The sequence below is a fragment of the Aeromonas eucrenophila genome (assembly GCF_000819865.1).
GTDB classification, from domain to species: domain Bacteria; phylum Pseudomonadota; class Gammaproteobacteria; order Enterobacterales; family Aeromonadaceae; genus Aeromonas; species Aeromonas eucrenophila.
This window is the reverse complement of record NZ_CDDF01000018.1, coordinates 74,580-100,441: the sequence shown is the minus strand read 5'-3', so window position 1 is coordinate 100,441 and position 25,862 is coordinate 74,580. Positions and strand designations below refer to the sequence as shown.

The 25,862-nt window shown below is 61.4% G+C and carries 20 protein-coding genes; 10 read left to right on the top strand and 10 right to left on the bottom strand.

The features are described from left to right. Positions 1-38 precede the first annotated feature (38 nt). The 3 genes from hslV to argS all read right to left on the bottom strand — a co-directional run bounded on the left by hslV (position 39) and on the right by argS (position 3,328). Positions 39-572, bottom strand: coding sequence for an ATP-dependent protease subunit HslV (gene hslV, locus BN1124_RS19135; protein ID WP_042644552.1), 534 nt, complete (start codon positions 570-572; stop codon positions 39-41). Between the two features lie 185 nt (positions 573-757). Then, a complete protein-coding gene (locus BN1124_RS19130; protein ID WP_042644550.1) occupies positions 758-1,579 on the bottom strand; it encodes an SPOR domain-containing protein in 822 nt (273 codons plus the stop codon). A gap of 3 nt (positions 1,580-1,582) precedes the next feature. After that, positions 1,583-3,328: an arginine--tRNA ligase gene (argS, locus tag BN1124_RS19125; RefSeq protein WP_042644549.1), complete on the bottom strand. Its 1,746-nt coding sequence runs from the start codon at positions 3,326-3,328 to the stop codon at positions 1,583-1,585. Between the two features lie 315 nt (positions 3,329-3,643). On the opposite strand from argS, the gene BN1124_RS19120 reads away from it, so the two are divergent. The 3 genes from BN1124_RS19120 to BN1124_RS19110 all read left to right on the top strand — a co-directional run bounded on the left by BN1124_RS19120 (position 3,644) and on the right by BN1124_RS19110 (position 5,555). Then, positions 3,644-4,210 (top strand): LON peptidase substrate-binding domain-containing protein, encoded by a 567-nt coding sequence (locus tag BN1124_RS19120; protein ID WP_042644547.1) that lies wholly within the window; start codon positions 3,644-3,646, stop codon positions 4,208-4,210. 126 nt (positions 4,211-4,336) lie between these two features. Next, positions 4,337-4,906 carry a sigma-70 family RNA polymerase sigma factor gene (locus tag BN1124_RS19115; RefSeq protein WP_042644545.1) on the top strand — a complete coding sequence of 190 codons (570 nt, stop codon included), beginning with the start codon at positions 4,337-4,339 and terminating at the stop codon, positions 4,904-4,906. Continuing rightward, a complete protein-coding gene (locus tag BN1124_RS19110) occupies positions 4,899-5,555 on the top strand; it encodes a ChrR family anti-sigma-E factor (protein ID WP_042644543.1) in 657 nt (218 codons plus the stop codon). The genes BN1124_RS19115 and BN1124_RS19110 overlap by 8 nt, the downstream gene beginning before the upstream one ends. 64 nt (positions 5,556-5,619) lie before the next feature. On the opposite strand, the gene bacA is transcribed toward BN1124_RS19110, so the two are convergent. From bacA to galE, 6 genes are all read right to left on the bottom strand, one after another. Continuing rightward, complete coding sequence (gene bacA, locus BN1124_RS19105) at positions 5,620-6,435, bottom strand: undecaprenyl-diphosphate phosphatase (protein ID WP_042644541.1); 816 nt, start codon at positions 6,433-6,435, stop codon at positions 5,620-5,622. Positions 6,436-6,725: 290 nt separating this feature from the next. After that, positions 6,726-7,721 carry an aldo/keto reductase gene (locus tag BN1124_RS19100; protein WP_042644701.1) on the bottom strand — a complete coding sequence of 332 codons (996 nt, stop codon included), beginning with the start codon at positions 7,719-7,721 and terminating at the stop codon, positions 6,726-6,728. 241 nt (positions 7,722-7,962) lie between these two features. Next, positions 7,963-8,943, bottom strand: coding sequence for a galactose-1-epimerase (gene galM, locus BN1124_RS19095; protein WP_042644699.1), 981 nt, complete (start codon positions 8,941-8,943; stop codon positions 7,963-7,965). 11 nt (positions 8,944-8,954) lie between these two features. Continuing rightward, entirely contained in the window at positions 8,955-10,103 is a 1,149-nt protein-coding gene (galK, locus tag BN1124_RS19090; RefSeq protein WP_042644539.1) for a galactokinase, read from the bottom strand. Then, the gene (locus BN1124_RS19085) at positions 10,100-11,158 is read right to left on the bottom strand and encodes a UDP-glucose--hexose-1-phosphate uridylyltransferase (RefSeq protein WP_042644537.1); all 1,059 of its coding nucleotides are present in this window, start codon (positions 11,156-11,158) and stop codon (positions 10,100-10,102) included. Before BN1124_RS19085 ends, galK begins: the two co-directional genes overlap by 4 nt. Before the next feature lie 171 nt (positions 11,159-11,329). After that, complete coding sequence (gene galE / locus BN1124_RS19080; RefSeq protein ID WP_042644535.1) at positions 11,330-12,343, bottom strand: UDP-glucose 4-epimerase GalE; 1,014 nt, start codon at positions 12,341-12,343, stop codon at positions 11,330-11,332. A 218-nt stretch (positions 12,344-12,561) separates the two neighbouring features. Here galE and BN1124_RS19075 point away from each other — a divergent pair, with 218 nt between their 5' ends. The 6 genes from BN1124_RS19075 (at position 12,562) to BN1124_RS19050 (ending at position 22,819) form a co-directional block, all read left to right on the top strand. Further along, positions 12,562-13,566 carry a substrate-binding domain-containing protein gene (locus BN1124_RS19075; RefSeq protein WP_042644533.1) on the top strand — a complete coding sequence of 335 codons (1,005 nt, stop codon included), beginning with the start codon at positions 12,562-12,564 and terminating at the stop codon, positions 13,564-13,566. 607 nt (positions 13,567-14,173) lie between these two features. Beyond that, positions 14,174-17,215: a beta-galactosidase gene (locus BN1124_RS19070; protein ID WP_042644531.1), complete on the top strand. Its 3,042-nt coding sequence runs from the start codon at positions 14,174-14,176 to the stop codon at positions 17,213-17,215. A 224-nt stretch (positions 17,216-17,439) separates the two neighbouring features. Beyond that, positions 17,440-18,426 (top strand): galactose/glucose ABC transporter substrate-binding protein MglB, encoded by a 987-nt coding sequence (gene mglB, locus BN1124_RS19065; RefSeq protein WP_033128974.1) that lies wholly within the window; start codon positions 17,440-17,442, stop codon positions 18,424-18,426. A 54-nt stretch (positions 18,427-18,480) separates the two neighbouring features. Next, complete coding sequence (gene mglA / locus BN1124_RS19060; protein WP_042644529.1) at positions 18,481-20,001, top strand: galactose/methyl galactoside ABC transporter ATP-binding protein MglA; 1,521 nt, start codon at positions 18,481-18,483, stop codon at positions 19,999-20,001. Positions 20,002-20,016: 15 nt separating this feature from the next. Then, positions 20,017-21,027: a galactose/methyl galactoside ABC transporter permease MglC gene (gene mglC / locus BN1124_RS19055; RefSeq protein WP_042644527.1), complete on the top strand. Its 1,011-nt coding sequence runs from the start codon at positions 20,017-20,019 to the stop codon at positions 21,025-21,027. A gap of 58 nt (positions 21,028-21,085) precedes the next feature. Further along, positions 21,086-22,819 (top strand): methyl-accepting chemotaxis protein, encoded by a 1,734-nt coding sequence (locus tag BN1124_RS19050; RefSeq protein ID WP_042644525.1) that lies wholly within the window; start codon positions 21,086-21,088, stop codon positions 22,817-22,819. An 861-nt stretch (positions 22,820-23,680) separates the two neighbouring features. On the opposite strand, the gene BN1124_RS21610 is transcribed toward BN1124_RS19050, so the two are convergent. Further along, positions 23,681-23,857 carry a hypothetical protein gene (locus BN1124_RS21610; protein WP_197066237.1) on the bottom strand — a complete coding sequence of 59 codons (177 nt, stop codon included), beginning with the start codon at positions 23,855-23,857 and terminating at the stop codon, positions 23,681-23,683. Positions 23,858-24,604: 747 nt separating this feature from the next. Here BN1124_RS21610 and arcA point away from each other — a divergent pair. Then, entirely contained in the window at positions 24,605-25,825 is a 1,221-nt protein-coding gene (arcA, locus tag BN1124_RS19045) for an arginine deiminase (RefSeq protein WP_042644523.1), read from the top strand. Positions 25,826-25,862: the final 37 nt, after the last annotated feature.

Sequence of the window (25,862 nt, the reverse complement as noted above, 5' to 3'; positions counted from 1 at the left end):
CCGGGGCGGGCAGGGCCCACCCCTTGAAAAATGGGGCCTTACTTGGGCTCGTAATCCAACACTTCGACGGTGTGGTGCTGGTTGGTGAAGACGCAGATGTCGCCCGCGATCTTGAGGGACTTCTCGACGATGCTCTTGGCGTCGAGATCCGTGTTCTCCAGCAGGGCGGTGGCGGCGGACTGGGCGAAGTTGCCCCCCGAGCCGATGGCGATGAGATCGTGCTCCGGCTGCACCACGTCACCGTTGCCGGTGATGATGAAGGACTTGTGCTCATCGGCGACCGCCAGCAGGGCCTCGAGGCGGCGCAGGGCGCGATCGGTGCGCCAGTCTTTCGCCAGTGCCACGGCAGCGCGTTCCAGGTTGCCCTGGTGGGCCTGCAACTTGGCCTCGAAACGCTCGAGCAGGGTGAAGGCATCGGCAGTACCGCCGGCGAAGCCCGCCAGCACCTTGCCGTTATAGAGACGATGAACCTTGCGGGCGTTGCCCTTCATGACGGTGTTGCCGAGGGAGACCTGGCCATCACCACCGATCACGACTTGGCCGTTGCGGCGAACAGAAACTATGGTAGTCACTTCATTTACCTCGCTAGCGCCGAAAAACGGCCTGACTGTGCATGACAAGAAAGATGGGGGCGGGTCGGCGTTTTTCAACCCTGTCGACACAGCAGTTTAAGATGGGATGGTTTGGCTGGCAGGTAAAGGGCGGATAAAAAGAAGGCAGGGCGCTGGCCCTGCCTTCTGGCTTTCGGGAAAGGGGATCAGCCCTTCTTGGGGATACAGCCGCTGATTCCGGCGCCTTGCAGCTTGCGATTGGCACCATCGGCGGCGGCCTTGCCGCTGAAGGGACCGACCATCACCTTGTAGACGGCGCCGTTGGCGCCATTGACCACCTGCAGGCTGGAGGAGAGGCCGGCGGTGAAGGCGATGCGCGCCTTGAGCGACTCGGCAGAATCCTGTGAGCGCAGGGCGGCGCATTGCATCATGTAGCGGCCACTGTCGGCGGCCGCCGTTTGTGCCGCGGCTGCCTTGGCTTTCTCCTGCTCGGCCCGCATCTCCTTCTCCATCCGCGCGAGTTCGGCCTTGCGGTCGATCACCTGCTCCTGGGCGCTGGCCACGGGGGCGCCGGTGGCGGGCTTGGTCGGTTGTACCGGTTGCGGCTGGAAGGGTTTCACCTGGCCGATGGGGGTGCCCGGCTGAGGGATGTCGGTCGGTATCGGCTGCGGCAGCTTCTCCGGCTGCAGGGTCAGGGTGTCGGCCGGTGGCGGTGGCAACACGCCCGGTTGGGGCGGCGGCTCTATGATGTCCACCTGCTTGTTTTCCAGCCGTTCTATGTAGCTCCACTTCTCCTGGGGCAGGCCATCGTTCTGTGCCTTCGGCTTGTTGGCCTTGACCTGTTCTTCGATGGTGGGGGCATCCGCCCCCTTGCCGTTGATCAGATAGAGGAAGGCGCCAAAGCCGACGACCAGGGCCCCGGCCAGCAGTGCCGGGATAACAGGAAAGCGGCGAGGTGCCGCTTTCTTGGTGTTACGACCACCGGCCCGTCGTCTCGGGCTGTTGCCGACGTAATCCCGGGTCGCCATCTATTACATGCGCTCCAGGGTGTGGATGCCCAGTACGCCCAAGCCCAGTTTCAGGACCTTGGCGGTGGCGGCACACAGCAGCAGACGGCTCTGGCGGCTGGTCTCATCGACGCCATCCTTGTTGATCGGGCAGGCTTCGTAGAAGGTCATGAAGTTGCCGGACAGCTCGTACAGATAGGTACAGAGCAGGTGCGGCATGCCCTTGTCCGCCACGCTGTTGACCGCGTCGGAGAACTGGATCAGCTTCTGGGCCAGCACCTCTTCCGCCTCTTCGTTCAGCACCAGGTTACCGCCCAGGGTGTCGGCATCGACGCCGGCCTTGCGGAAGATGGACTGGATACGGGTGTAGGCGTACTGCAGGTAAGGGGCGGTGTTGCCTTCAAACGACAGCATCAGATCCCAGTCGAAGATGTAGTCGGTGGTGCGGTTCTTGGACAGATCCGCATACTTGACCGCGCCCATGGCGATGGCTTGCACCACCTTGGCCTTCTCCTCGGCGGACAGATCACTGTTGCGGCTCTCCAGCAGGGCGGCGGCGCGATCTTCTGCCTCGTTCAGCAGCTCGACCAGCTTGACGGTGCCGCCGGAGCGGGTCTTGTAGGGACGGCCGTCCTTGCCCAGCATCATGCCGAAGGCGTGGTGCTCGAGGGGCACGGATTCCGGCACATAGCCCGCCTTGCGGGTGATGGTCCAGGCCTGCATCAGGTGCTGGTGCTGACGGGAGTCGATGAAGTACATGACCCGGTCGGCGCCCAGGGTTTCGTAGCGGTATTTGGCGCAGGCGATGTCGGTGGTGGTGTAGAGGAAACCGCCATCGCTCTTCTGGATGATGACGCCCATGGGCTCCCCATCCTTGTTCTTGTATTCGTCCAGGTAGACGACGGTGGCGCCGTCGCTCTCGACAGCCAGGCCGCGGGCCTTCAGATCGGCGACTATCTCCGGCAGCATGTCGTTGTACATGGACTCGCCCATGATGTCCTTGCTGGTCAGGGAGACATTCAGGCGATCGTAGTTGCGCTGGTTCTGCTCCATGGTCATGTCGACCAGTTTCTTCCACATGGTGCGGCAGTACTCATCGCCACCCTGCAGCTTGACCACGTAGTTACGGGCGCGCTCGGCGAAGGCTTCGTCTTCGTCGTAGTAACGCTTGGCCTGGGTGTAGAAGGCTTCCAGGTCGCGCAGCTCCATGTCGGAGGCGTGCTCGTTGGCCATCTTCTCCAGATAGGCGATCAGCATGCCGAACTGGGTACCCCAGTCACCGATGTGGTTGGCACGTATCACCTTGTGGCCGAGGAATTCCAGGGCGCGGGCCGCCACGTCACCGAGGACGGTGGAGCGGATGTGGTGCACCGCCATCTCTTTGGCGACGTTGGGGGCAGAGTAATCCACCACCACGGTTTGCGGGGTTGGCAGCTTCACGTTGGCGTTGGCGCTCTGCACCATGGCCTCGACCTGGCCGGCCAGCCAGCGCTGGTCGAAGAAGAAGTTGATGAAGCCGGGGCCGGCGATCTCGACCTTGGCGATCAGATCCGAGGCGGGCAGGTGCTCGATGATGGCGGCAGCCAGCTCGCGGGGATTCTTGCGGGCCGGTTTGGCCAGCAGCATGGCCAGGTTGGTGGCCAGGTCACCGTGAGCCTTCTCCTTGCATCGGTCTACTTGCACCCGGGCTTCCAGGTCGGCTGGCAACACGCCTGCAGACTTCAGATTGGCTACCGTTTGTTCAAGTAGATGATGAATATGCTCTTTCATAACTGACCACCGAGGTTGCGCGTCGAAAAATGACTGACTAGATAAGGGCGTGAATTTTACCCGCATCGGGCCGAGAAAACTATAGGAATGGCCCGACCGTCTTGGTGCGGCGGATATTTCACTGCGTTTGCCACCACATTCCAGAATAATGAGCCGAATAAGTGGTGGTTATCCATTTTTACTGCATATCGAAGCGGCTTGTCCAGGCTATTTTCCCCTGATTGTTAAGGGGTTATTTATTCCGGCCCGATCGGAATGATCTCGCCCTCCGGGGTCGTCGTATCATCAGGAGAAGTCGGCATGAGGACTATTTCGATGAAACTGGCGTTATTTCCACTCTCCGCTCACCTGCTGCCCGGCGGCATCATGCCCCTGCGCATCTTCGAGCCTCGCTATCAGCGCATGGTCGCCGAGGCGCAGGAGAGGGCGTTTGCGCTCTGCATGCTGGATCCCCGCCAGCCGGAGGCGATGCGCAACATGTACCCCATCGCCACCCGGGGGCGGATCATCGATTTCGATCTGCTGCCGGACGGCCTGCTCGGCATCACAGTGCTGGGGCTGGACAGAGTCAGGATCTGCGATCTGTGGCAGGAGTCCGATGGCCTGCGGGTGGGGGAGGTGGAGCTGCTGCCGCCCTGGCAAACCGGTCGGCTCAGTGCCGATCAACATGCCCTCGCCAAGGCCCTGCAGGATGTGTTCAACGATTACCCCGAATACGCGGCCCTCTACGCCCAGCCGGACTGGGAGGACGCCAGCTGGGTGGCGCAGCGCTGGTTAGAGGTGCTGCCCATCCCGGTGGAGCAGAAGCAGTGGTTGCTGGCGGCGAGGGACAATCAGCCCGCGCTCTCCCTGCTGAGCGGCCTGCTGGTGGCGAGCCACTGAATTTGATCGCCGCCGCAGATCCTTTTTGGCGGGCCTTCGTACTGGAGAGGACAGTTCCCATCAAGGTAGGGTGCGATGACATATACTAGCCAACCATCACTTATCCGGCACAGGACCTCCGCGCCCATGGACAGTCCCGATGGGGATCTGAAATCGCAACTGCTGCGGGTGGCCGAACAGGCCGACCGGGCGGCCTTCTGCGCCCTGTTTCACCACTTCGCCCCCCGCATCCGCGGCTATGGCCTGCGCCATCTCGGCAACGAGGCCAACGCCCTGGAGCTGGTGCAGGAGACCATGCTGCTAGTGTGGCAGAAGGCGCGGCTCTATCACCCCGACAAGGGGGCACCGACCACCTGGATCTACACCGTCATGCGCAACCAGTGCTTCGACATGCTGCGCCGCCGCCGGGCCAGCAAGGAGGATCTCTGTGCCGAGGAGCTGTGGCCCGTGCTGGAGTTCAGGGCGCAGGAGGATCACCTGAGCGAGGGGGAAGGCGCCGTGCTGACGAGCCAGATGGCCCATTACCTCGCCATCTTGCCGGAATCCCAGCAGCAGGTGGTGCGCGGCATCTATCTGCAGGAGTTCTCCCAGCAGGAGCTGGCCGCGCGGCTCGGCGTACCGCTCGGCACCATCAAGTCCCGTCTGCGCCTCGCCTTACAGAAACTCAAAGAGCAAGTGGAGCAAGATCATGATTAAAGCCCACCCCACCCACGCCATGTTGCATGCCTTTGCCGCCGGCGAACTGCCACTGCCGCTGACGGTCGGCGTCTCCGCCCACTGTGAACTCTGCCCCGAGTGCGGCGCCAGGCTGCGTAGCTTCGAAGCGGAGCTGGCGGCCCATCATCTTCCCGAGCCGGTGGCTGCAGAGGCCGAGGCGATTGCGCTGGACGCCCTGCTGGCGAACATCTTGCAACAACCCGTGCTCCACCAGGTGGCCCCCGTCTCGCCGGCCCCCGAGTTGCAGGTGGGCGATCGAGGCTATCGGCTGCCCAGGGCCCTGGCCCGCTACCACAGGGTCAACTGGCGTCGTTTTGGCGCCATTCGCCAGCACAGTCTGCCGCTGACCGAGCAGGGGGCCCGTGCCAGCCTGCTGCACATCGAAGCCGGCGGGCGCATCCCGGAGCACACCCATCGCGGTTATGAGCTGACCCTGTTGCTGGCGGGCAGCATGCAGGATGGCGAGACCCGCTATCAGGCCGGCGATTTCATCTGGTGTGATGCCAACCACGCCCACAGCCCGCATACCCCGGACGGTTGTCTCTGCTACACGGTGCAGGATGCGCCTGTGCAGTTCATCAGGGGGCTGTCGCGGCTGCTCAATGGCATCAGTCATCGCCTCTACTGAGGACGCTGACGCAATAAAAAAGGGACCGAAAGGTCCCTTTTTTCATTCATGTCACCGCGCGGGATCAGGCCACAAACACCAGATAGACGGCGAAGGCCACCGCGAAGCGGTAGATGGCGAACGGGATGAAGTCGAGGCGACGGATCAGCGCCAGGAAGGTCTTGATGGCGATCATGGCCACCACGAAGGCGGTGATGAAGCCCACCGCAAACATGGGGAAGTCGGCCATGGAGAGGAAGTCGCGGCTCTTGTAGAGATCCAGCCCGCTGGCCGCCACCATCATAGGCACCGCCAGGATGAAGGAGAACTCGGCCGCCGCCTGACGGCTGATGCCCATCAGCATGCCGCCACTGATGGTGGCACCGGAGCGGGAGAAGCCGGGCCAGAGCGCGAGGCACTGGAACAGGCCTATGCCGAACGCCTGTTTGTAGCTGATGTCATCCAGGGTCTCGGAGCGCACGGCCGGGCGGCACTTCTCGGCGATGATCAGCAAGATACCGCCGGCCACCAGGGCATACATGACGGTCTCGGGCCCGAACAGGTTGGCCTTGATCCAGCTGTGGATGGCGAGGCCGATGATCACGGCGGGCAGCATGCCGAGGATGATGTGCACCAGGGACAGGGTGGCGTGGCCGGGGGCCGGCTTCTGGCCGAAATGGATGCCGATCAGGCCGAACAGCCGGCGCCAGAACACGGCCACCACCGCCAGGATGGAGCCCATCTGAATGACCACCTCGAAGGTGGCGGCCTTGGGGCCTTCGAAACCGAGCAAATGGCCGACGATGATCATGTGGCCGGTGGAGGAAACGGGCAGAAACTCGGTCAGGCCTTCCACTATGCCCAGCACGAAGGCGACAAAGAGGGCGTAGGACTCTGTCATGATTCAGATCTCTTGGTTGATGGGTCCGGATAAAAGCAGCCCCGAGCGGAGTCGGGGTAGCCAATGATGGAGGAAAAGCGGGCGGGCAACCAGAGAATATTGCGGCGCCCTGGAGGGAGTGATGGCAGGATTTTCGGCATTCACCGCCATTTTTTTCAGCGTGACCCATCGCGCGGGTGGATGGTGCCGCTCATGCTGGCTGCTTGGGGTGCTGTAGCCAGCATCTTTTGCTGCCGCCCGTCGTTTGAGGCGCCTCGTCGGGATCTCGCTCCGGCTGGCGGCCGGTTTCGTCAGGCCAGCGCCGCCTCTATCCTGTGCTGCGTCTCCCCGTCCAGCGGCGGCAGACTCAGGGCATCGACCGCGCTCACTATCTGCTGCGGGCTGCTGGCACCGATCAGGGCGCAACTCACCACGGGGTCACGCAACACCCATTGCAGCGCGAGCTGGGACAGCGCCTGTCCGCGCTCCTGGGCCAATCCGTGCAGGGCCCGGATGGTGGCCAGCTTCTGCGGGGTGATCTGATCGGGCTGGAGGAAGGGGCTGTTGCTGGCGGCGCGAGAGTCGGCGGGGATCCCGGCCAGATAGCGATCGCTCAGCAGGCCCCCCGCCAGCGGCGAGAAGGCGACCACGCCCACCCCCTGCTCGCGGCAGACCGGCAGGGTTTGCGCCTCTATCTCCCGCTGGAACAGGGAATATTTGAGCTGATTGACCAGGCAGGGGGTGCCGAGCTCGGCCAGCCGGGTCGCCGCCTGGGCGGCCAGTTCGGCCGGGTAGTTGGAGAGGCCGATGTAGAGCGCCTTGCCCTGGCGCACCATCAAGGCCAGTGCCTGACAGGTCTCCTCCAGTGGGGTGCGGGCGTCCGGTCTGTGGTGATAGAAGATATCCACATAGTCGAGGCCGAGGCGGCGTAGGCTCTGGTGCAGGCTGGCGAACAGGTACTTGGCACTGCCACCGTCGCCATAGGGACCGTCCCACATCACGTAGCCCGCCTTGCTGGCGATGATGAGCTCGTCTCTGTAGGGCGCCAGGCTGCCCTTGAGCACGGCGCCGAAGGTGGTCTCGGCGGAGCCCGGCGGCGGGCCGTAGTTGTTGGCGAGATCGAAGTGGGTGATGCCGAGATCGAAGGCCTGGTGCACCATGGCCTTCACCCTGGCGGGATCGCTGCCCTCACCGAAGTTGTGCCATAGCCCCAGCCCTATGCTGGGCAGGCGCAGGCCGTGACGACCGGCCTGACGATAAGGCTGGCGCTGGTAGCGGTCGGTAGCGGCGAGATAGCTTTCATCCATGTTCATCAAGACTCCTGAGTTGGCTCGATAAGTAGCAGGTTCGGCCCCTGCTTCCACTCTGTTGCTCAAGCAAGTGGAAGAAGGGGCCTGTCCAGGCCTTAGAAACTGTTCACGATCTTACTGCGAGGCCGTGATCAAGGCTCGTGTGCTGCTCGGAATCCTCATGTATCCCTATACACTCCGGTTCCTGCGCTGCTCTTTACCTTGCTGACGACCTCTCGCCACAGATCGTGACAGGTTCTTAGCCTGCGGGGATAAAGCGGTAGCGGGTCTGGTGGTGATACAGCTGGCCCGGCAGCAGCCAGGGGTCCCCCAGCTCGGGCCGGTTCGGGCTGTCCGGCAGCTGTTGCGCCTCCAGACAGAAGCCGGCGTGGTCCTGATGGCAACCGCCCGCCCGATCCGGGGTGTTGGCCAGCCAGTTGCCGGTGTAGAACTGGATCGAAGGCTGGTTGGTGTAGACCTCCATCGCCAGTTGCCCATCCCCCGACAGCACCCGCGCCGCGCACTCCTGCTCGGGGCCGTTCAGCAGAAAGGCGTGATCGTAACCCTTGGCCTGTTGTTGCTGGGGGTGGCTCAGCCATTCTTGACCGATGAGGCGCTCGGCACGCAGATCGAAGGGGCCCTCCACCGGTTCAACGGCGAGCGGCAGGCCGCGCTCATCGGTGGGCAGGAAGCGATCGGCGTTGAGCCGGATGCGGTGGCTGCGCACGTCACCCTCCTGATGGCTGGCATCCAGATTGAAGTAGGCGTGGCTGGTGAGGCTGACCGGCGTCGGTGCATCCGTGGTGGCCTTGAACTCCACCACCAGATCGCACTGCTCCAGCCGATACTCCAGCGTCACCCTCAGGTTGCCGGGAAAACCCTGATCCCCCGCCGGTGACAGCAGGGCCAGCCTGACCCGATCCGGCTCCAGCTCCTTGATCTGCCACTGACGGCGATGAAATCCCTCCCGCCCGCCGTGCAGGCAGTGGGGCGCTTGATTGGCATCCAGCGACCAGTGCTGGCCATCGCGCAGCAGCGTGGCGCCACCGATCCGGTTCGCGAAACGTCCGGCGATGGCGCCAAGCCACACCTGCTGGGTTGGATAGGCGTCATCGGCGCAGCCGAGCAACACCTCGCGTCGCTCCCCCCCGACCGGCAGGGTCAGAGAGCTGAGGGTGGCGCCGAAATCGAGGCCGCGCAGGCGCAGCCCCTCTTCGTTTTCCAGCTCGAACGACTTCATGGCCTGGTTGGTCATAGTCTGCCAGCCCCGGCTTTGGCGCTGCACACATAGCAGTCGGCGGTGAGACCAAACTTGGCTGGGTACTCGGCCTCGACCAGGGCGATCACCTCGTCCACCTGTTCCGGGCGCAGCAGGGCGACCACGCAGCCGCCGAAGCCGCCGCCTGTCATCCGCACGCCGCCCTGGGTGCCGATCCTGGCCTTGATGATCTCCACCAGACCGTCGATAGGGGGCACTGTGATCTCGAAGTCATCGCGCATGGCGGCGTGAGACTCGGCCATCAGCTCGCCGAGGCGCACCAGATCGCCGCTGGCCAGGGCATCGGCAGCGGCCAGGGTGCGGGCATTCTCACCGACCACGTGGCGGGCGCGGCGATAACTTGTCTCATCCAGACCGGCCTTGCCGGCTTCCAGCGCGGCCAGATCCAGATCCCGCAGCGCCTTGACCCCGTAGTGGCGGGCGGCGTGTTCGCACTGCTGGCGGCGGGTGTTGTATTCGCTGTCCACCAGACCGCGGCGCACGTTGGAGTTGATGATCAGCACCGCCAGATCGCTCGGCATGGGGATGAGGCGGGTCTCCAGGGAGCGGCAGTCCAGCAGCAGGGCGTGGTCCGTCTTGCCGCTGGCGGAGATCATCTGATCCATGATGCCGCAGTTGCAGCCGACGAACTGGTTCTCCGCCTGCTGACCGTTCAACGCGATCTCGGCCTGGCTGATATCGAGCCCCAGCGCCTCCTTGAAGGCCTGGCCTATGGCCACCTCCAGCGAGGCGGAGGAGGAGAGCCCTGTGCCCTGGGGCACGTTGCCGGAGACCACCAGGTTGAGGCCGCGCAGCGAGTAACCGCGCTCCTGCAGGTGCTTCACCACGCCGCGGATGTAATCGCTCCAGCGCTGGTCCGGGTGATGGCTGATGGGCTGATCGAGGCTGAACAGGTCCTGCTGGTTGTCGTAGTCGGCGGCCACAACCTGCACCAGATTGTCGCTGCGCAGGCCGATGGCGACGCAGGTCTCGTAGTCGATGGCGCAGGGCAGCACGAAGCCGTCGTTGTAGTCGGTGTGCTCGCCGATGAGGTTGACGCGGCCGGGGGCGCGCACCAGCAGCTCGGGTTGCTGCTTAAACTGCTCGGCAAAAACGGCGCTGACGCGTTGGCTGGGGGTCATGGGGTTACCTCATTGGCTTGATTGGTCTGGTTGTAGTGAATGGGGGAGAGGGCGCGCAGCCTTTCGGCGGCCTGCTCCGGGGTCAGATCCCGCTGGGTTTCCGCCAGCATCTCGAAGCCCACCATGAACTTGCGCACTGTGGCTGAGCGCAGCAGGGGCGGGTAGAAGTGGGCGTGCAGTTGCCAGGCCTCGGGACAATCCGAGTTCGGCGGCGCGAAGTGCCAGCCCATGGAGTAGGGGAAGCTGCATTCGAACAGGTTGTCGTAACGGCTGGTGAGTTCCTTGAGCGCCACCGCCAGATCCTGTTGCAGATCGGAGGTGAGGCTCAACAGGGAGGGCACATGGGTCTTGGGCAGCAGCAGGGTCTCGAACGGCCAGGCGGCCCAGAACGGTACCACCGCCAGCCAGTGTGTCGTCTCCACCACGATGCGAGAGCGATCCTTCAGCTCCCGCTCCACATAGTCGAGCAGCAGCGGACGGCCGTGTTCGGCCAGCCAGTCGCGCTGATTGGTTTCTTCACGGGCGATCTCGTTGGGCAGGAAGTCGCTGCCCCACAGCTGACCGTGGGGATGCGGGTTGGAGCAGCCCATGACGGCGCCCTTGTTTTCAAAGACTTGCACCCATTCCCACTGCTGGGACAGCTCGGCAACCTGGCTCATCCAGGTGCGGATCACCGCCTCTATGGCGGGCAGGGGCAGCTCGGGCAGGGTCTTGCCGTGATCCGGCGAGAAGCAGATGACCCGGCTGGTGCCACGGGCAGCCTCCAGTTTGAGCAGGGGATCCTGCTCGTCGCCGGCGGCCGGGGTGTCCTGCATCAGGGCGGCGAAGTCGTTGGTGAAGACGAAGGTGTCCTGATAGTCGGGGTTGATATCGCCGGTGACCCTATGATTGCCCGCGCAGAGGAAGCAGTCCGGATCGTGGGACTGGCTCGGTGCCTGACTTATCTTCTCGATCTGTCCCTGCCAGGGGCGCTTGGCCCTGTGGGGGGAGACCAGCACATACTGGCCGGTCAGCGGGTTGAAACGGCGGTGGGGGTGATCAACCGGGTTGAACATCGTCACTCCTCAAAACTGAATGAAAAGGGTTGCGGGTAGCAGGGTGAGGGGATTTGCGCCCCTCATCCCCGGCCCTTCTCCCATGAGGGGAGAAGGGGGCAAAACGGACATCACGCCTCATGACTCTGCTGGCTTGATCGCGGACTGCCAGTGTCAGCAGGTCACAGCGCATCAGGCTTCGTAGCCCTGTGGATTGGTGGACTGCCAGCGCCAGCTGTCGGCGCACATGGCCGCGAGATCCCGGCTGGCATGCCAGCCCAGCTCGCGCTCCGCCTTGGTCGGGTCGGCCCAGCATTCGGCGATGTCGCCGGGGCGCCGGGGTTCGATGCGATAGGGCAGGGGGCGACCGCTGGCCGCCTCGAAGGCCGCCACCATCTGCAACACGCTCTGACCCTGGCCGGTACCCAGGTTATAGGCGTGCACGCCACCCTTGTGGGTGCAATGCTGCAGCGCCTTGACGTGGCCCTCGGCGAGATCCATCACGTGGATGTAGTCGCGCACTCCTGTGCCATCCGGGGTGTTGTAATCGTTTCCAAAGACGGAGAGGCAGTCGCGGCGACCTATGGCCACCTGGGTTAAAAATGGCATGAGATTGTTCGGAATGCCTTGCGGATCCTCCCCCAGGGTGCCGGATTCATGGGCGCCGACCGGGTTGAAGTAGCGCAGCAGCGTCATGCTCCAGTGGGGCTCGGCGGCCTGCAGATCCTCGAGGATCTGCTCGATGATCAGCTTGGACTGGCCGTAAGGGTTGGTGGCACTGCGGGGGAAATCCTCGCGGATGGGCGTGCTGGCCGGATCCCCATAGACGGTGGCCGACGAGCTGAACACCAGGTTGTGGACGCCGGCGCGTTTCATCGCCTGCAGCAGGGTGAGGCTGCCACCGAGGTTGTTCTGGTAGTAGTCGAGCGGAATGCGGGTCGATTCGCCGACCGCCTTGAGGGCGGCGAAGTGGATGACAGCGGTGATCTCCTGCTCGGCGAAGATCCGATCCAGCAGGGCCTCATCACGAATATCTCCCTGATAGAACAGGGGTTCTTGCCCGCTGATGGCCGCGATCCTGGCCAGCACGCCGCGCTTGCTGTTGCACAGATTGTCCACTACCACGGGTTCCATGCCCGCCGCCTGCAGGGCAAGGCAGGTATGGCTGCCGATATAGCCGCAACCGCCGGTGACCAGTACTTTCATCCTCTTCTCCACACTCGTTCCCCACACAAAGGAAAGCCTGAACAGGAGTCTAGCCGAGGCGTTCCACCTTAAACTGTGAGCAGCGTAACATAATCGTGTAAACGATTACACTATTCTTGGTTGGATGAAGATTAGACAGCAGCGGCATTTCCCCTGTCATCACTGGCATTGCCCGGTATAATGGCTCCGTCTCGAACCGTGAAAGAAGTGAAAACAGCATGAGCACCATCAAGGATGTCGCCCGTTTGGCCAATGTATCGGTGGCAACGGTTTCACGGGTGATGAACAACTCACCCAAGGCCAGCGCCGCCTCCCGCGAGGTCGTGCAGAAAGCCATGGCCGAGCTGGGCTATACCCCCAATGCGAACGCCAGGGCGCTGGTCAGCCAGACCTGCGACACCATGGGGGTGGTGGTCGGCGATGTGGCGGATCCCTTCTTCGGCGCTCTGGTCAAGGGGGTGTCCGCGGTGGCGGTGGAGCAAGGGCTGCATCTGTTGATGGGTAATGGTTTTCACCGGGCGCAGCAAGAGCGGGAAGCCATCGACCTGCTGATCGGTAAACGCTGCGAGGCACTGGTGGTGCACAGCAAGGCGCTGAGCGATGAGGAGTTGATCGATTACGCCCTGCGGGCCCCGGGCATGGTGCTGATCAACCGCGATATTCCGGCTCTGAAGGGGCGCTGCATCTCCCTCAACAACCGGCAGGGGGCGGCCACCGCCACCCGCCATCTGCTGGAGCTGGGTCATCGCCACATCGCCTTCGTCAGCTCGGATCACGCCATCGAGGATGCCCTGTTGCGTCACCAGGGCTATCAGGACGCCCTGTTCGAGGCGGGCCTGAGCGCGGATCCCGAACTGGTCGAGAGCGGCATGCCCAATGAAGAGGGGGGAGAGCGCGCCATGCTCAACCTGCTGGCCAAGGGGCTGCCCATCACGGCCGTGGTGGCCTACAACGACGCCATGGCGGCCGGTGCCATCTCGGTGCTGGCGGACAACGGCCTCAAGGTGCCGGAAGAGGTCTCGGTGGTCGGCTTCGATGACATCATCTACGCCAGATACCTGAGACCCAAGCTCTCCACCATGCGCTATCCCATAGAGCTGATGGCCGCCCAGGCCGCCAAGCTGGCGCTGCAGCTCGCCGCGGGGGAGAGTGAGGCGGTGCAGAGCCGCGTCTACACGCCGACCCTGATCAATCGCCACTCGGTGGCACCAGTCAGACCCTGATCCCGGTTTCTATTTTGCCACCTCGATAACGATGGGGCCGCAGTGGCGTATAACCGCCAAGGCTCCCGAGCCAGTCGACCCCTTGTTGTGCCACTCTGCCACGTCAGTCCACCCCTGTTGCGGACACTTTGCCGCTGCAATGACGGGGTTGAGGTGTCAGCTACCCGCCGGGTCTCCCCCTCAGTCGTCACTCTGCCACGCCAGTCCAACCCTTGTTGCGGCTACTTTGCCGCTGCAATGACGGGGTTGAAGTGTCAGCTAGCCACCAGGTCACCCCCTCAGTCGTCACTCTGCTACGTCAGTCCAACCCTGGTTGCGGCTACTTTGCCGCTGCAATGACGGGGTTGAGGTGTCAGCTACCCGCCGGGTCATCCCCTCAGTCGTTACTCTGCCGTGCGATCAGCCCTCGATCCCTCCCTCCATCGTCCTCATCAGCCGGTTGATGGCGACGGCTGCTCATTTTTACTCATCTTTAATAATTTTTACCCCGTTTTACTTAACAATTATGGTGTAATCGTTTACACCTGTGTGAGCAGGATCGCCGTTTCTGGTGTGAAACTCTCCTACACTGCATGGGTTTTCAATATTCATGCAGGGAGAGAAGAGGATGCTCAGGGAGATCTTGGCCCGTCAGGACTGGCAGACCCAGGCGATTACGTCCGTCAACCGGTTGGCCGCTCATACCCCTCTGTCCAGTTGGCGCAGTGAAGCCGCCGCGCGGGCGGGGCTCCCCTCGTCGTCACGGATGTTGCTCGACGGTGACTGGCAGTTCTCCTTCTTCGAGGCGCCCGAGCAGGTGCCCGATGCCTGGCTCGAGCAGGATCTCCCCGGGGCGACCAGCATACGGGTGCCTGGCAACTGGCAGTTGCAAGGCTTCGATCGCCCCATCTACACCAACATCAAGTACCCCTTCCCCTGTGATCCACCCAGGGTGCCGGCACTCAATCCCACCGGCTGCTACTCCCGCGAGCTCGAGCTGCCCGCCGACTGGCTGGCCAACGGCCAGACCCGCATCATCTTCGACGGGGTGGACAGCGCCTTCTATCTGTTCTGCAACAGTCGCTGGGTCGGCTACTCCCAGGACAGCCGGCTGCCCGCCGAGTTCGATCTGACCCCCTACCTGCACGCCGGCACCAACCGGCTGGCGGCGCTGGTGCTGCGCTGGTCCGATGGCTCCTACCTCGAAGATCAGGACATGTGGCGCATGAGCGGCATCTTCCGCTCCGTCAGCCTGCTCCATAAGCCGGCGCGCCAGCTGCAGGACATCCGGCTGACGCCGGTGCTGGACGCCTGCTATCGGGATGCCCGCCTCAAGGTGGAGCTGCAGGTCAACGACGGTGCCGGGCTGGCGGTGGAGGCGAACCTCTATTTCGGTGAGCAGCCGGTCGCCCGCCTGCGTCAGCCCCTGGGTACTGACCCCATCGACGAGAAGGGCGCCTACGGGGACAGGGGCGAGCTGTGGCTGGAGGTGCCTGCCCCGCACAAGTGGAGCGCCGAGACCCCCTATCTCTATCGGTTGACCCTGACCCTGCTGGACGAGCAGGGCAGGCCCATCGAGAGCGAGGCCTATGATGTGGGCTTTCGGGCGGTGGAGATCTGTGGCGGTCTGCTACGGGTCAACGGCCAGCCCCTGCTGATCCGTGGCGCCAATCGCCACGAACATGACCCCGCCCTCGGTCACGTGGTGACCCCCGCCGCCATGGAGCAGGATCTGTTGCTGATGAAGCGCAACAACTTCAACGCGGTGCGCTGCTCCCACTACCCCAATCACCCCGATTTCTATCGACTGTGCGACCGGCTCGGCCTCTATGTGGTGGACGAGGCGAACCTGGAGACCCACGGCATGAGCCCCATGGGGCGGCTGGCGCGGGATCCCGCCTGGAGCTGCGCCTTCCTGGAGCGGGTCACCCGCATGGTGGCACGGGACTTCAACCATCCCAGCATCATCATCTGGTCGCTGGGCAACGAATCCGGCTATGGCGCGGCCCACGACGCCATGTATCAGTGGGTCAAACGGGCCGATCCGAGCCGCCCGGTCCAGTATGAGGGCGGCGGTGCCGATACCCCGGCCACCGACATCATCTGCCCCATGTATGCCCGCACCCATCAGGATCAACCCTTCCCGGCGGTGCCCAAGTGGGCGCTGGCCAAGTGGATAGGCCTGCCGGACGAGACCCGGCCACTGATCCTGTGCGAATACGCCCACGCCATGGGCAACAGCCTGGGGGGCTATGCCCACTACTGGCAGGCATTTCGCGATCATCCCCGACTGCAGGGCGGCTTCGTCTGGGATTGGGTCGATCAGGGGCTCGACAAACACACCGATGACGGGCGCCACTATTGGGCCTACGGCGGCGACTTCGGCGACACCCCCAACGATCGCCAGTTTTGCTGCAACGGCCTGCTGTTCCCGGACAGGACGCCTCACCCCTCTCTGTTCGAGGCCAAGCGCGCCCAGCAGCCCTTCGTGCTGGCGCTTAGCAGCCAAAGGCCGTTGGTGGTTGAGATCCGCAGCGAGTATCTGTTCCGCGCCACCGACAACGAGTCGCTGCGCTGGCGGCTCTGCGAGGACGGTGTGGTCCTGCAGGAGGGTGAGTGCCCGCTCACGCTGGCCCCCCAGGGTAGCGTGACGCTGACTCTGCTCGAGGGGCTGCCAAGCTTCACCGCCGGCTCACAGGCCTGGCTGGATCTCGCCGTGGTGCAACCGGAGGCCACGGCCTGGGTCGAGGCGGGGCACGAGGTGGCACGCCAGCAGTTTATTCTGCCAACACCTTTGGCATTACCTGCGGTCTCTGACTGCGCCACCTTGAGTGAGCAGTCAGATCATTGGCTAATCACCGCCTCAGGCAGTGAATGGCGACTGGACAAAACCAGCGGTCGCATCAGCAGCTGGCACAAGCAGGGCCGGGAGCAGTTGAGAGAGGTCATCGCCGATCACTTCTATCGGGCGCCGCTCGACAATGACATCGGCACCAGCGAGGCGGATCACGCCGATCCCAACGCCTGGATCGCCCGCTGGCAGGAGGCTGGATTGAACGATCTGAGCCACCGTTGCCTCGGGCTGGAAGTGAGCCCTGACCAAGGCGTGATCCTGGTCCGCCATGGCTACTTCGTCGGCGAGGAACTCAAGCTGCTGACGCGCTGGCAGCACGGCTTCGATATCCATGGGGCCATGAGACTCGATATCCGGGTGGAGGTGGCTCCCGACATGCCCTCCTTGCCCCGCATCGGCGCCAAGCTCTGGCTGGTGGAGGAAACAAGCGATGTGAGCTGGCTGGGACGCGGTCCCCACGAGAACTACCCGGACAGGCTGCTCGCCGCCGACATCGATCGCTGGCAGTTGCCGCTCGATGCCCTGCACACCGGCTACGTGTTTCCGACCGACAACGGGCTGCGTTGCGACACCCGCCAGCTGCAGCTTGGCGAGATTGCGGTCGAGGGCCAGTTCCACTTCAGCGTCAGCCGCTACAGCCAGCAACAGCTCGCCCAGGCGCGCCACCAGACCGATCTGCGGGCAGAGGGAGGGTTGCATCTCTGCCTCGATGGCTTCCACATGGGCGTGGGGGGCGATGATTCCTGGAGCCAGAGCGTGCGATCCGAATATTGGTTGCGGCCGGGGAGCTACCATTGGAACTGTGTTCTACGCTGAATCTGACTCGGCCCTGAACCGCAAAAAGACCCGTTAGACGCCAAAATGGCTCAAGTAATTAATTTATAACGATTTTGTCTCTATGTAACAGAGTGTAAACGTTTTCATTTTGTCGTCAGGATCACAGATCATCGAACAACAAACTGATTACATTAGGCTGGCGCCAGTTCAAACGGTGTACAGCATTCCCTACAAAAACAGATATCAGAGATCGGAGCATAACAATGAAAAAACTCACGACAGTCGCCACCCTGCTGATGGGACTGATGGCGGGAGCCCAAGCACAAGCCGACACCCGTATCGGCGTCACCGTCTACAAATATGACGACAACTTCATGGCCGTCGTGCGCAAGGCCATCGAGAAGGAAGCGGTGGCCAACCCCGGGGTCGAGCTGCTGATGAATGACTCCCAGAATGACCAGTCCAAGCAGAACGATCAGGTCGACGTGTTGCTGGCCAAGGGCGTGAAAGCGCTGGCGATCAACCTGGTTGACCCGGCGGCGGCCCCTGTCGTGATCGAGAAGGCCCGTGCCGACGAGATCCCCGTGGTGTTCTACAACAAGGAACCGAGCGCAGCGGATCTGGCTAGCTATGACAAGGCCTACTACGTGGGTACCGACTCCAAGGAGTCAGGCATCATCCAGGGTCAGCTGATTGCCAAGCACTGGAAGGCACACCCTGAGTGGGATCTGAACAAGGATGGCGTCATCCAGTTCGTGCTGCTGAAGGGTGAGCCTGGCCACCCGGATGCGGAAGCCCGCACCACCTACGTCATCAAGACTCTGAACGATGGCGGCCTGAAGACCCAGCAGCTGCACATGGATACCGGTATGTGGGATACCGCCATGGCGAAGGACAAGATGGACGCCTGGATCTCTGGCCCGAACGCCAACAAGATCGAAGTGGTCATCGCCAACAACGACGGCATGGCAATGGGCGCTGTTGAATCCCTCAAGGCTCAAGGCAAGACCGCCATCCCGGTGTTCGGCGTCGATGCCCTGCCGGAAGCCCTGGCCATGGTCAAGAGCGGTGCCATGGCGGGTACAGTGCTGAACGATGCGGCCAACCAGGCCAAGGCTACCTTCGAGCTGACCAAGAACCTGGCTGAAGGCAAGCCGGCCGGTGAAGGCACCAACTGGAAGATCGATAACAAGGTCGTCCGCGTTGCCTACGTGGGTGTAGATAAAGACAACCTGTCTCAATTCGAATAATTCCCTCCTCCTGGGCAAGGGAGACCCCCTTGCCCTCTATTTCAACCAGATGTGATGGCTGATATGACAACACGGCAACAATCAGAATGGCTGTTGGAGATGATTGACGTCAGTAAGAGCTTTCCCGGCGTCAAGGCACTCGATAATGTCAATTTACGGGTCCGTCCTCATTCTGTGCATGCGTTGATGGGCGAGAATGGCGCAGGGAAGTCCACGCTGCTCAAATGCTTGTTCGGCATCTATGAAAAGGATCAGGGCAAGATCTTCTTCAAGGGCGAGGAGATCAACTTCACCTCCTCCAAAGAAGCCCTGGAAAACGGCGTTTCCATGGTGCACCAGGAGTTGAACCTGGTATTGCAACGCACCGTGATGGACAACATGTGGCTCGGCCGCTACCCCACCAAGGGTCTGTTCGTCGACCACGGCAAGATGTACCACGACACCAAACAAATTTTCGACGAACTGGACATCGACATCGATCCCAGAGTCAAGGTCGCGACCCTCTCCGTCTCCCAGATGCAGATGATCGAGATCGCCAAGGCATTCTCCTATGACGCCAAGATCGTCATCATGGACGAGCCCACCTCCTCACTGACCGAGAAAGAGGTCAATCACCTCTTCAAGATCATCAACAAGCTCAAGGAAAAGGGCTGCGGCATCGTCTACATCTCCCACAAGATGGAAGAGATCTTCCAGCTGTGCGACGAGATCACCATATTGCGGGATGGGCAGTGGGTGGCCACCCAGCCGCTCAAGGGCATGACCATGGATCAGATCATCGGCATGATGGTCGGTCGTGAGTTGACCCAGCGCTTCCCGGAGAAAACCAACCAGCCGAAAGAAGTCATCCTCGAGGTCGAGCATCTGACGGCCAAGAACCAGCCTTCCATCAAGGATGTGACCTTCGACCTGCACAAGGGGGAGATCCTCGGCATCGCCGGACTGGTGGGGGCCAAGCGTACCGACATCGTCGAGACCCTGTTCGGCATCCGCGATCACAACGAGGGCGTCATCAAGCTGCACGGCAAGGTGGTGGCCAATCACAATGCTCACGAGGCGATCCAGAACGGCTTCGCGCTGGTGACCGAGGAGCGTCGCTCCACCGGTATCTACTCCCGTCTCGACATCGCCTTCAACTCCCTGATCGCCAACATGGACAGCTACAAGAGCTCCATGGGGCTGCTCAGCAACAACAAGATGAAGAGCGATACCCAGTGGGTCATCGACTCCATGCGGGTCAAGACCCCGACCCAACAGACACAGATAGGCTCCCTGTCAGGTGGCAACCAGCAGAAGGTCATCATAGGCCGCTGGTTGCTGACCCAGCCGGAGATCCTGATGCTGGACGAACCCACCCGCGGCATCGACGTGGGCGCCAAGTTCGAGATCTATCAGCTCATTCTGGAGCTGGCCAAGAAGGACAAGGGCATCATCATCATCTCCTCAGAGATGCCGGAATTGCTGGGGATCACGGATCGCATCCTGGTCATGAGCAATGGCCGGGTCGCGGGGATCGTCAACACCAAAGAAACTGACCAGAGCGAGATCCTGCGCCTGGCATCTCTGTACCTATAAGACAGGAAGACATTTATGGAGTCGGCTAAAAATTTCAATCTGATGCAGGCGCTCAAAGAGAACGGCATCTATGTGGTGTTGCTGGTGTTGCTCATGATCATCGTGATCAAGGAGCCCTCCTTCCTGAGCCTCACCAACTTCAGCAACATCCTGACCCAGTCCTCGGTGCGGGTCATCATCGCCCTCGGGGTGGCGGGTATCATCATCACCCAGGGGACCGACTTGTCGGCCGGTCGCCAAGTCGGCCTGGCGGCGCTGATCGCGGCCACCATGCTGCAGGCCCTGACCAACGTCAACAAGGTGTTCCCGACCCTGGGTGAAGTGCCCATTCCGGTGGTGATCCTGCTGGTGTGCGCCGTGGGGGCCCTGATCGGCCTGGTCAACGGTCTGATCGTGGCCTACCTGAACGTGACGCCCTTCATCACCACCCTGGGTACCATGATCATCGTCTACGGCATCAACTCGCTGTACTTCGACTCCGTGGGTGCCTCTCCGGTGGCCGGCTTCGATCCCCGTTTCTCCAGCTTCGCGCAGGGATTTATCCGGATAGGGGGCTTTAAACTATCGTATCTGACCTTCTATGCGGCCATCGCTAGCGTGTTTGTCTGGGTACTGTGGAACAAGACTCGCTTCGGCAAGAACATCTTCGCCATCGGTGGCAACCCCGAGGCGGCCAAGGTGTCCGGCGTCAACGTCGCCGTCAACCTGGTGATCATCTACGCCCTGGCCGGTGTCTTCTACGCCTTCGGCGGCATGCTGGAAGCGGGTCGGGTCGGTAGTGCCACCAACAACCTCGGCTTCATGTATGAGCTCGATGCCATCGCGGCCTGCGTGGTGGGCGGCGTCTCCTTCGCCGGCGGTGTGGGCACCGTAGCCGGTGTCATCACGGGTGTGCTCATCTTCACCCTGATCAACTACGGTCTGACCTACATCGGCGTCAGCCCCTACTGGCAGTTCATCATCAAGGGCGGCATCATCATTTTGGCGGTCGCACTGGACTCCATGAAATACGCCAAGAAGAAGTAAGCGTTACCAGAGAGGGCCGGAAATATTCCGGCCCTCTCTATTTGGAGGGACCCAATCCATGCCATTCAAAGTCAAGATCAACGTCCTCTTGCTGCTCGCCATCCTGGTCACCATCGGCACCGCCTGGCTCAGCGTGAATCACTTCATCAGCGGTTACATCCGCACCCAGGCCACCCAGAACATCAACGAGCAGATCACCCTGGTCAAAGAGAAGCTGGCTGGGGACATCAATCAGAAGGTGCTGCTGGCGGCCAACCTCAACCTGGGTGTCACCAGCGTCAAGAAGGCACTGCAAGAGACCGGCTTTCACAACATCGTCAAGCTGATCGGCGACATGGCGTTCGACGTGAACGGAGTCATCGACGATGCCGCCAGGGTCGAGGCCCTGCGCAAGCTGATCCCGGCTGCCAATAACCAGATCACCGTCGGCTCGCTGGAGCAGCAGGACGGCAAGCCCGTCATCTCGATCCTGGTGCCGCGCGGTGCCGATTCCGCCTACCTCTACTACCTCGACATGAGCGAATTCAAGCAGTTGCTCGAGCGGGTGAGCGGAGAGGGGCGCTACTTCTCCCTGAGCGACAGCAAGGGCAATGTGCTCTACAGCAGCAAGCCCAAGGGAGAGAGCGAGACTCGCCCCAACCAGCTGGATATCCGGGGCAGCCAGTGGACCCTGACCGGTTACGTGGATCTCGACCACATCCAGGCCATGACCCAGGCACTCAACGGCAAGATCACCCTGGCCCTGCTCGGGGTGGCGGCCCTGGTATTGCTGATCTCCATGGTGGCGCTCAATCTGGCCTACAGGCCCATTCTCTCCTTGCGGGATCTGGTGCAGGAGCTGTCACAGGGCAGCGGCGATCTGACCCGCCGCCTGACGGTGACCAGCAAGGACGATCTCGGCCAGATCTCGACCGGCATCAACCGCTTCATCGAGCGGCTGCAGGAGATGATGGGGGAGGTGAGGGAGGCCAGCGGGCAGCTCAACGAGGGGATCTCGGGGCTGGCCAGGCAAACGGGCTCGGCGCAGGGGTTGTTGGCGGAGCATGTGCGCGAGACGGAGCAGGTGGTCACCGCCATCAACGAGATGAGCCGCACTGCCGTCTCGGTGTCGGAGAGTGCGGCCAGCACGGCCGAGCTGACCGGCCAGAGCCAGCAGTTGGCCAGCCAGTCGCGGCGAGTGGTCGATCAGGCCATGGCCAGCGTGACCGCGCTGGTGGCCGAGGTGGAGACCACGGCGAACTCCATCGCCGCCATGCAGCAAGACGTGCAGCAGATAGGCTCCATCCTCGGGGTCATCGGCAGTATCGCCGAGCAGACCAATCTGCTGGCCCTGAACGCGGCGATAGAAGCTGCACGGGCCGGTGAGCAGGGGCGTGGCTTTGCCGTGGTGGCCGATGAGGTGCGCTCCCTGGCTGGGCGCACCCAGCAGAGCACCGCCGAGATCCAGACCATGCTGACTAGATTGCAGCGCGGCACCCAGACCGTGGTGGTCGCCATGGGCAACACCCGGCAGAGCTGCCAGGACGCGGCGGAGAATACCAACAAGGTGAATGCGTCTCTGGATCTGATGGCGGGGGAGGTGGTGGAGATCAACGACCTCATCAGCCACATTGCCACGGCGGCCGAGGAGCAGAGCGCCGTCGCCGAGGAGATCAACCGCAACATGAGCGCGATTGCCGAGGTGATCACCCAGCTCAAGGGCAATGGCGAGCGGACGGCAGACAGCTCAGCCTCGATGCAGCACACCTACGAAAGGCTGAGGGAGATAGTGGGGCACTTCCGGCTGGAGTAATGGCGGCTGGCGTTGCGGTATCTGACAGAATGGCCGCCGTGAAAAGCGGCCAAAAAGATGGGGGCGACTTGCGTCGCCCCCGATAGTCTTATCGCTCATGTCCTTGAACGAAGTTGCTCCCTGCAATCCCTGACTATACCTCTTCCTTTAGGTTTCCCCTTCCCAATCCTTTGGGGTGTCCTTTAGCCATCTTGGCCTGACGAGTCATCCATTCCCGTCGCACTTTCTCCGTCCTGGGAGGTGTCCTTTACCACATCCTGTGGTGAGTCCATTTGCCCAACCCTGGCAGCCAGTCTTCCTGACCGACTTCATTGCGTCCGTGCAGGAGTAACTATAAGGATTTCGGCGGGGACGACAACGGCACCTTGAAAAACGTTTTTATGTAACTGGTTTCCCAAGAAATGATAATGGCATTTTATTGTTGTAAATCATTTTGTTGTAATTTCTATGTGCAGGTTTTTCGATCTTCTCTTCCGACTATGGCGAGAGATTTATAGGTGTTTGACTTACGTCTGCAATGGCGAATGTCTTACACGTCGTTTAACTGAGGTTCAGAAAGTTAACAAGGGCCGGCGACGTTCACCGGATCGGGGGCTGCGTATGAGTGCAAGCCATCGCCCATGAGGCCGTCATAGGACCTCATGGGGTTGGAGGTGGGCTCAGCGAAATGCCGCTCATCGCCGGTGGGGAGTCCATCGACTGGTTGCTTCATCAGAAGGGGAGAGGAAAGCGCCAGATCATCTCAGCGTGCGATTGATTGTCGGTTCATCGGGGCGGTGCGGATCGAGCGCCAGGTGGCGGGCAGGCTGTTTGATAACGAGGAGAGAGGCAAGCCAAGAGGAGGCTGCCTCCCTTGAGCTGCTAGTAGTGCTGGCTGCCACCCTGCCACAGGCACACATATTCGGGCACCAGCATCTGGGGAGCCTGGCCAACATGGCACACCACCAGCGGCATGGCGGGGGCTCCCTGGGCACTGACCAGGGTGGGAGTGGCGGGAAGAACCAGGGCGACGAGCAGAAACAGCGATTTGACCTTCATGATTATCTCCTTGGTGATAGGACTCGGTGTGACATGGATCACTTTTTGAGTTAAGCCGAGCCGTCGTGCTACGCAAGGGAGTGAAATAAATTCAACTAATGAAAAAAGTTTAAAAACAGGATGAGGTAGCCTCGCTGAGAAAATCACCGACAGGATGCGTTCAGAATGCATATCCATATAAGAGACATGAGATGAGCCGCATCATCTGAGGGCCTGCTGGTGCGGCCTGACCCGGATGCCATGATCTGGGACAAAAAACAGATTATTCAGGCTGGGCGGTGATTATGACTATTTATGTGGGGAGTTGTGGAGACTCTATCGGAGATAAATTCATACATCTGCATATAAAATTCAATTCAATTGATTTTATTTTTTATCTTTATGATTTTATTGGTAATTCATTATTGTGATTATCCCTTTGTAGATATTTTCAATGAATGAAATCGGTCTCAAATTGAAATAAACAAGGGGTTTTATGCATGTTCATGCTGTGGTGTTTAATGAGGAAATGTCATTTATGTAAACTCCATCAAAAATTAACTCCTGATTTTATTCAGTTCTGAGTGAATGTGATCAATGTCCAAGTTTTAGGTGATTCGCAGGCCTAACCTCTGTCACGAAAGGCAAGGGCAGGATAGAACACAAGCCGAGTACCCTACATAAAGAATATCCCGCCTTAGCCACGAGCATGAATAGAAGGAATCTATTCAATCACTCGCAGGGACCACTGCAAGACGGAATATAATCATGAGCAAATTTTATGTAGGTTCTGAAGTTGGCCAATTGCGCCGTGTCATGTTGCACCGCCCCAACCTCAGTCTGAAGCGTCTGACGCCTTCCAACTGTCAGGATCTGCTGTTTGATGATGTCCTGTCGGTTGAACGTGCCGGCCAGGAGCATGACAAATTCGCTCAAGTGCTGCGCGATCAGAATGTCGAAGTCTTCTTGCTGACCAATCTGCTGGCCGAAACCCTGGATGTGCCGGAAGCCAAAGCTTGGCTGCTGCAACATCAGGTCTCCGATTACCGCCTCGGCACCGCACTGGCCAACGACGTGCGCTGCTTCCTTGCCGACATGCCACACCGCGAGCTGGCCCGCATCCTCTCCGGCGGCCTGACTTACTCCGAGATGCCGTTCAGCGGCGTCAACATGGTAGTGGGCATGCACGCCCCGACCGATTTCATCATCGAACCGCTGCCCAACCACCTCTTCACCCGTGACACCTCCTGCTGGGTTTACGGTGGCGTCTCCATCAACCCCATGGCCAAGGCCGCCCGTCGCCGCGAAACCAACCACGTGAAGGCCATCTACCGCTGGCACCCGCAGTTTGCCGGTCAGGACTTCATCAAGTACTTCGGTGACGAGGATCGTGACTACGACAACTCCACCATCGAAGGGGGCGACGTGCTGGTCATCGGCCGCGGCGCCGTGCTCATCGGCATGTCCGAGCGCACCACACCGCAAGGGGTCGAGCACCTGGCTCGCAGCCTGTTCAAACATGGCCAGGCCAAGCAAGTCATCGCCATGCAACTGCCGAAACACCGCAGCTGCATGCACCTCGACACCGTCATGACCCACATGGACATAGACACCTTCTCCGTCTATCCGGAAGTCATCCGCAAGGATGTGAACTGCTGGAGCCTGACCCCGGGCGGTGCCACCGGCATGAACATCAAGGAAGAAGGTTACTTCGTGACCGCCATCGAGAAGGCGCTGGGCGTGGATCAGCTCAAGCTCATCACCACCGGTGGTGACAGCTTCGAGGCCGAGCGCGAGCAGTGGAACGACGCCAACAACGTGCTGACCGTGCGCCCCGGCGTGGTCGTGGGTTACGAGCGCAACACCTACACCAACGAGAAGTACGACAAGGCCGGCATCACAGTGCTGTCCATCCCAGGTGAAGAACTGGGCCGTGGCCGCGGCGGCGCCCGCTGCATGAGCTGCCCGATGGAACGTGACGGCATCTAACTAGACGGCGTGGCGCCGGCAGAGGCTGGCGCCACAT

Excerpts from the sequence above, each read along its gene's own strand:
- BN1124_RS19075 (WP_042644533.1), top strand. The coding sequence starts at position 12,562 with ATGAGCACCATCAAGGATGTCGCCCGTTTGGCCAATGTATCGGTGGCA.
- BN1124_RS19115 (WP_042644545.1), top strand. The coding sequence starts at position 4,337 with ATGGACAGTCCCGATGGGGATCTGAAATCGCAACTGCTGCGGGTGGCC.
- BN1124_RS19070 (WP_042644531.1), top strand. The coding sequence starts at position 14,174 with ATGCTCAGGGAGATCTTGGCCCGTCAGGACTGGCAGACCCAGGCGATT.
- galK (WP_042644539.1), bottom strand. The coding sequence starts at position 10,103 with ATGACCCCCAGCCAACGCGTCAGCGCCGTTTTTGCCGAGCAGTTTAAG.
- BN1124_RS19130 (WP_042644550.1), bottom strand. The coding sequence starts at position 1,579 with ATGGCGACCCGGGATTACGTCGGCAACAGCCCGAGACGACGGGCCGGT.
- galE (WP_042644535.1), bottom strand. The coding sequence starts at position 12,343 with ATGAAAGTACTGGTCACCGGCGGTTGCGGCTATATCGGCAGCCATACC.
- bacA (WP_042644541.1), bottom strand. The coding sequence starts at position 6,435 with ATGACAGAGTCCTACGCCCTCTTTGTCGCCTTCGTGCTGGGCATAGTG.
- BN1124_RS19100 (WP_042644701.1), bottom strand. The coding sequence starts at position 7,721 with ATGGATGAAAGCTATCTCGCCGCTACCGACCGCTACCAGCGCCAGCCT.
- galM (WP_042644699.1), bottom strand. The coding sequence starts at position 8,943 with ATGAAGTCGTTCGAGCTGGAAAACGAAGAGGGGCTGCGCCTGCGCGGC.
- BN1124_RS19050 (WP_042644525.1), top strand. The coding sequence starts at position 21,086 with ATGCCATTCAAAGTCAAGATCAACGTCCTCTTGCTGCTCGCCATCCTG.
- mglA (WP_042644529.1), top strand. The coding sequence starts at position 18,481 with ATGGCTGATATGACAACACGGCAACAATCAGAATGGCTGTTGGAGATG.
- mglB (WP_033128974.1), top strand. The coding sequence starts at position 17,440 with ATGAAAAAACTCACGACAGTCGCCACCCTGCTGATGGGACTGATGGCG.
- mglC (WP_042644527.1), top strand. The coding sequence starts at position 20,017 with ATGGAGTCGGCTAAAAATTTCAATCTGATGCAGGCGCTCAAAGAGAAC.
- BN1124_RS19120 (WP_042644547.1), top strand. The coding sequence starts at position 3,644 with ATGAAACTGGCGTTATTTCCACTCTCCGCTCACCTGCTGCCCGGCGGC.
- arcA (WP_042644523.1), top strand. The coding sequence starts at position 24,605 with ATGAGCAAATTTTATGTAGGTTCTGAAGTTGGCCAATTGCGCCGTGTC.
- BN1124_RS19085 (WP_042644537.1), bottom strand. The coding sequence starts at position 11,158 with ATGTTCAACCCGGTTGATCACCCCCACCGCCGTTTCAACCCGCTGACC.
- BN1124_RS21610 (WP_197066237.1), bottom strand. The coding sequence starts at position 23,857 with ATGAAGGTCAAATCGCTGTTTCTGCTCGTCGCCCTGGTTCTTCCCGCC.
- BN1124_RS19110 (WP_042644543.1), top strand. The coding sequence starts at position 4,899 with ATGATTAAAGCCCACCCCACCCACGCCATGTTGCATGCCTTTGCCGCC.
- argS (WP_042644549.1), bottom strand. The coding sequence starts at position 3,328 with ATGAAAGAGCATATTCATCATCTACTTGAACAAACGGTAGCCAATCTG.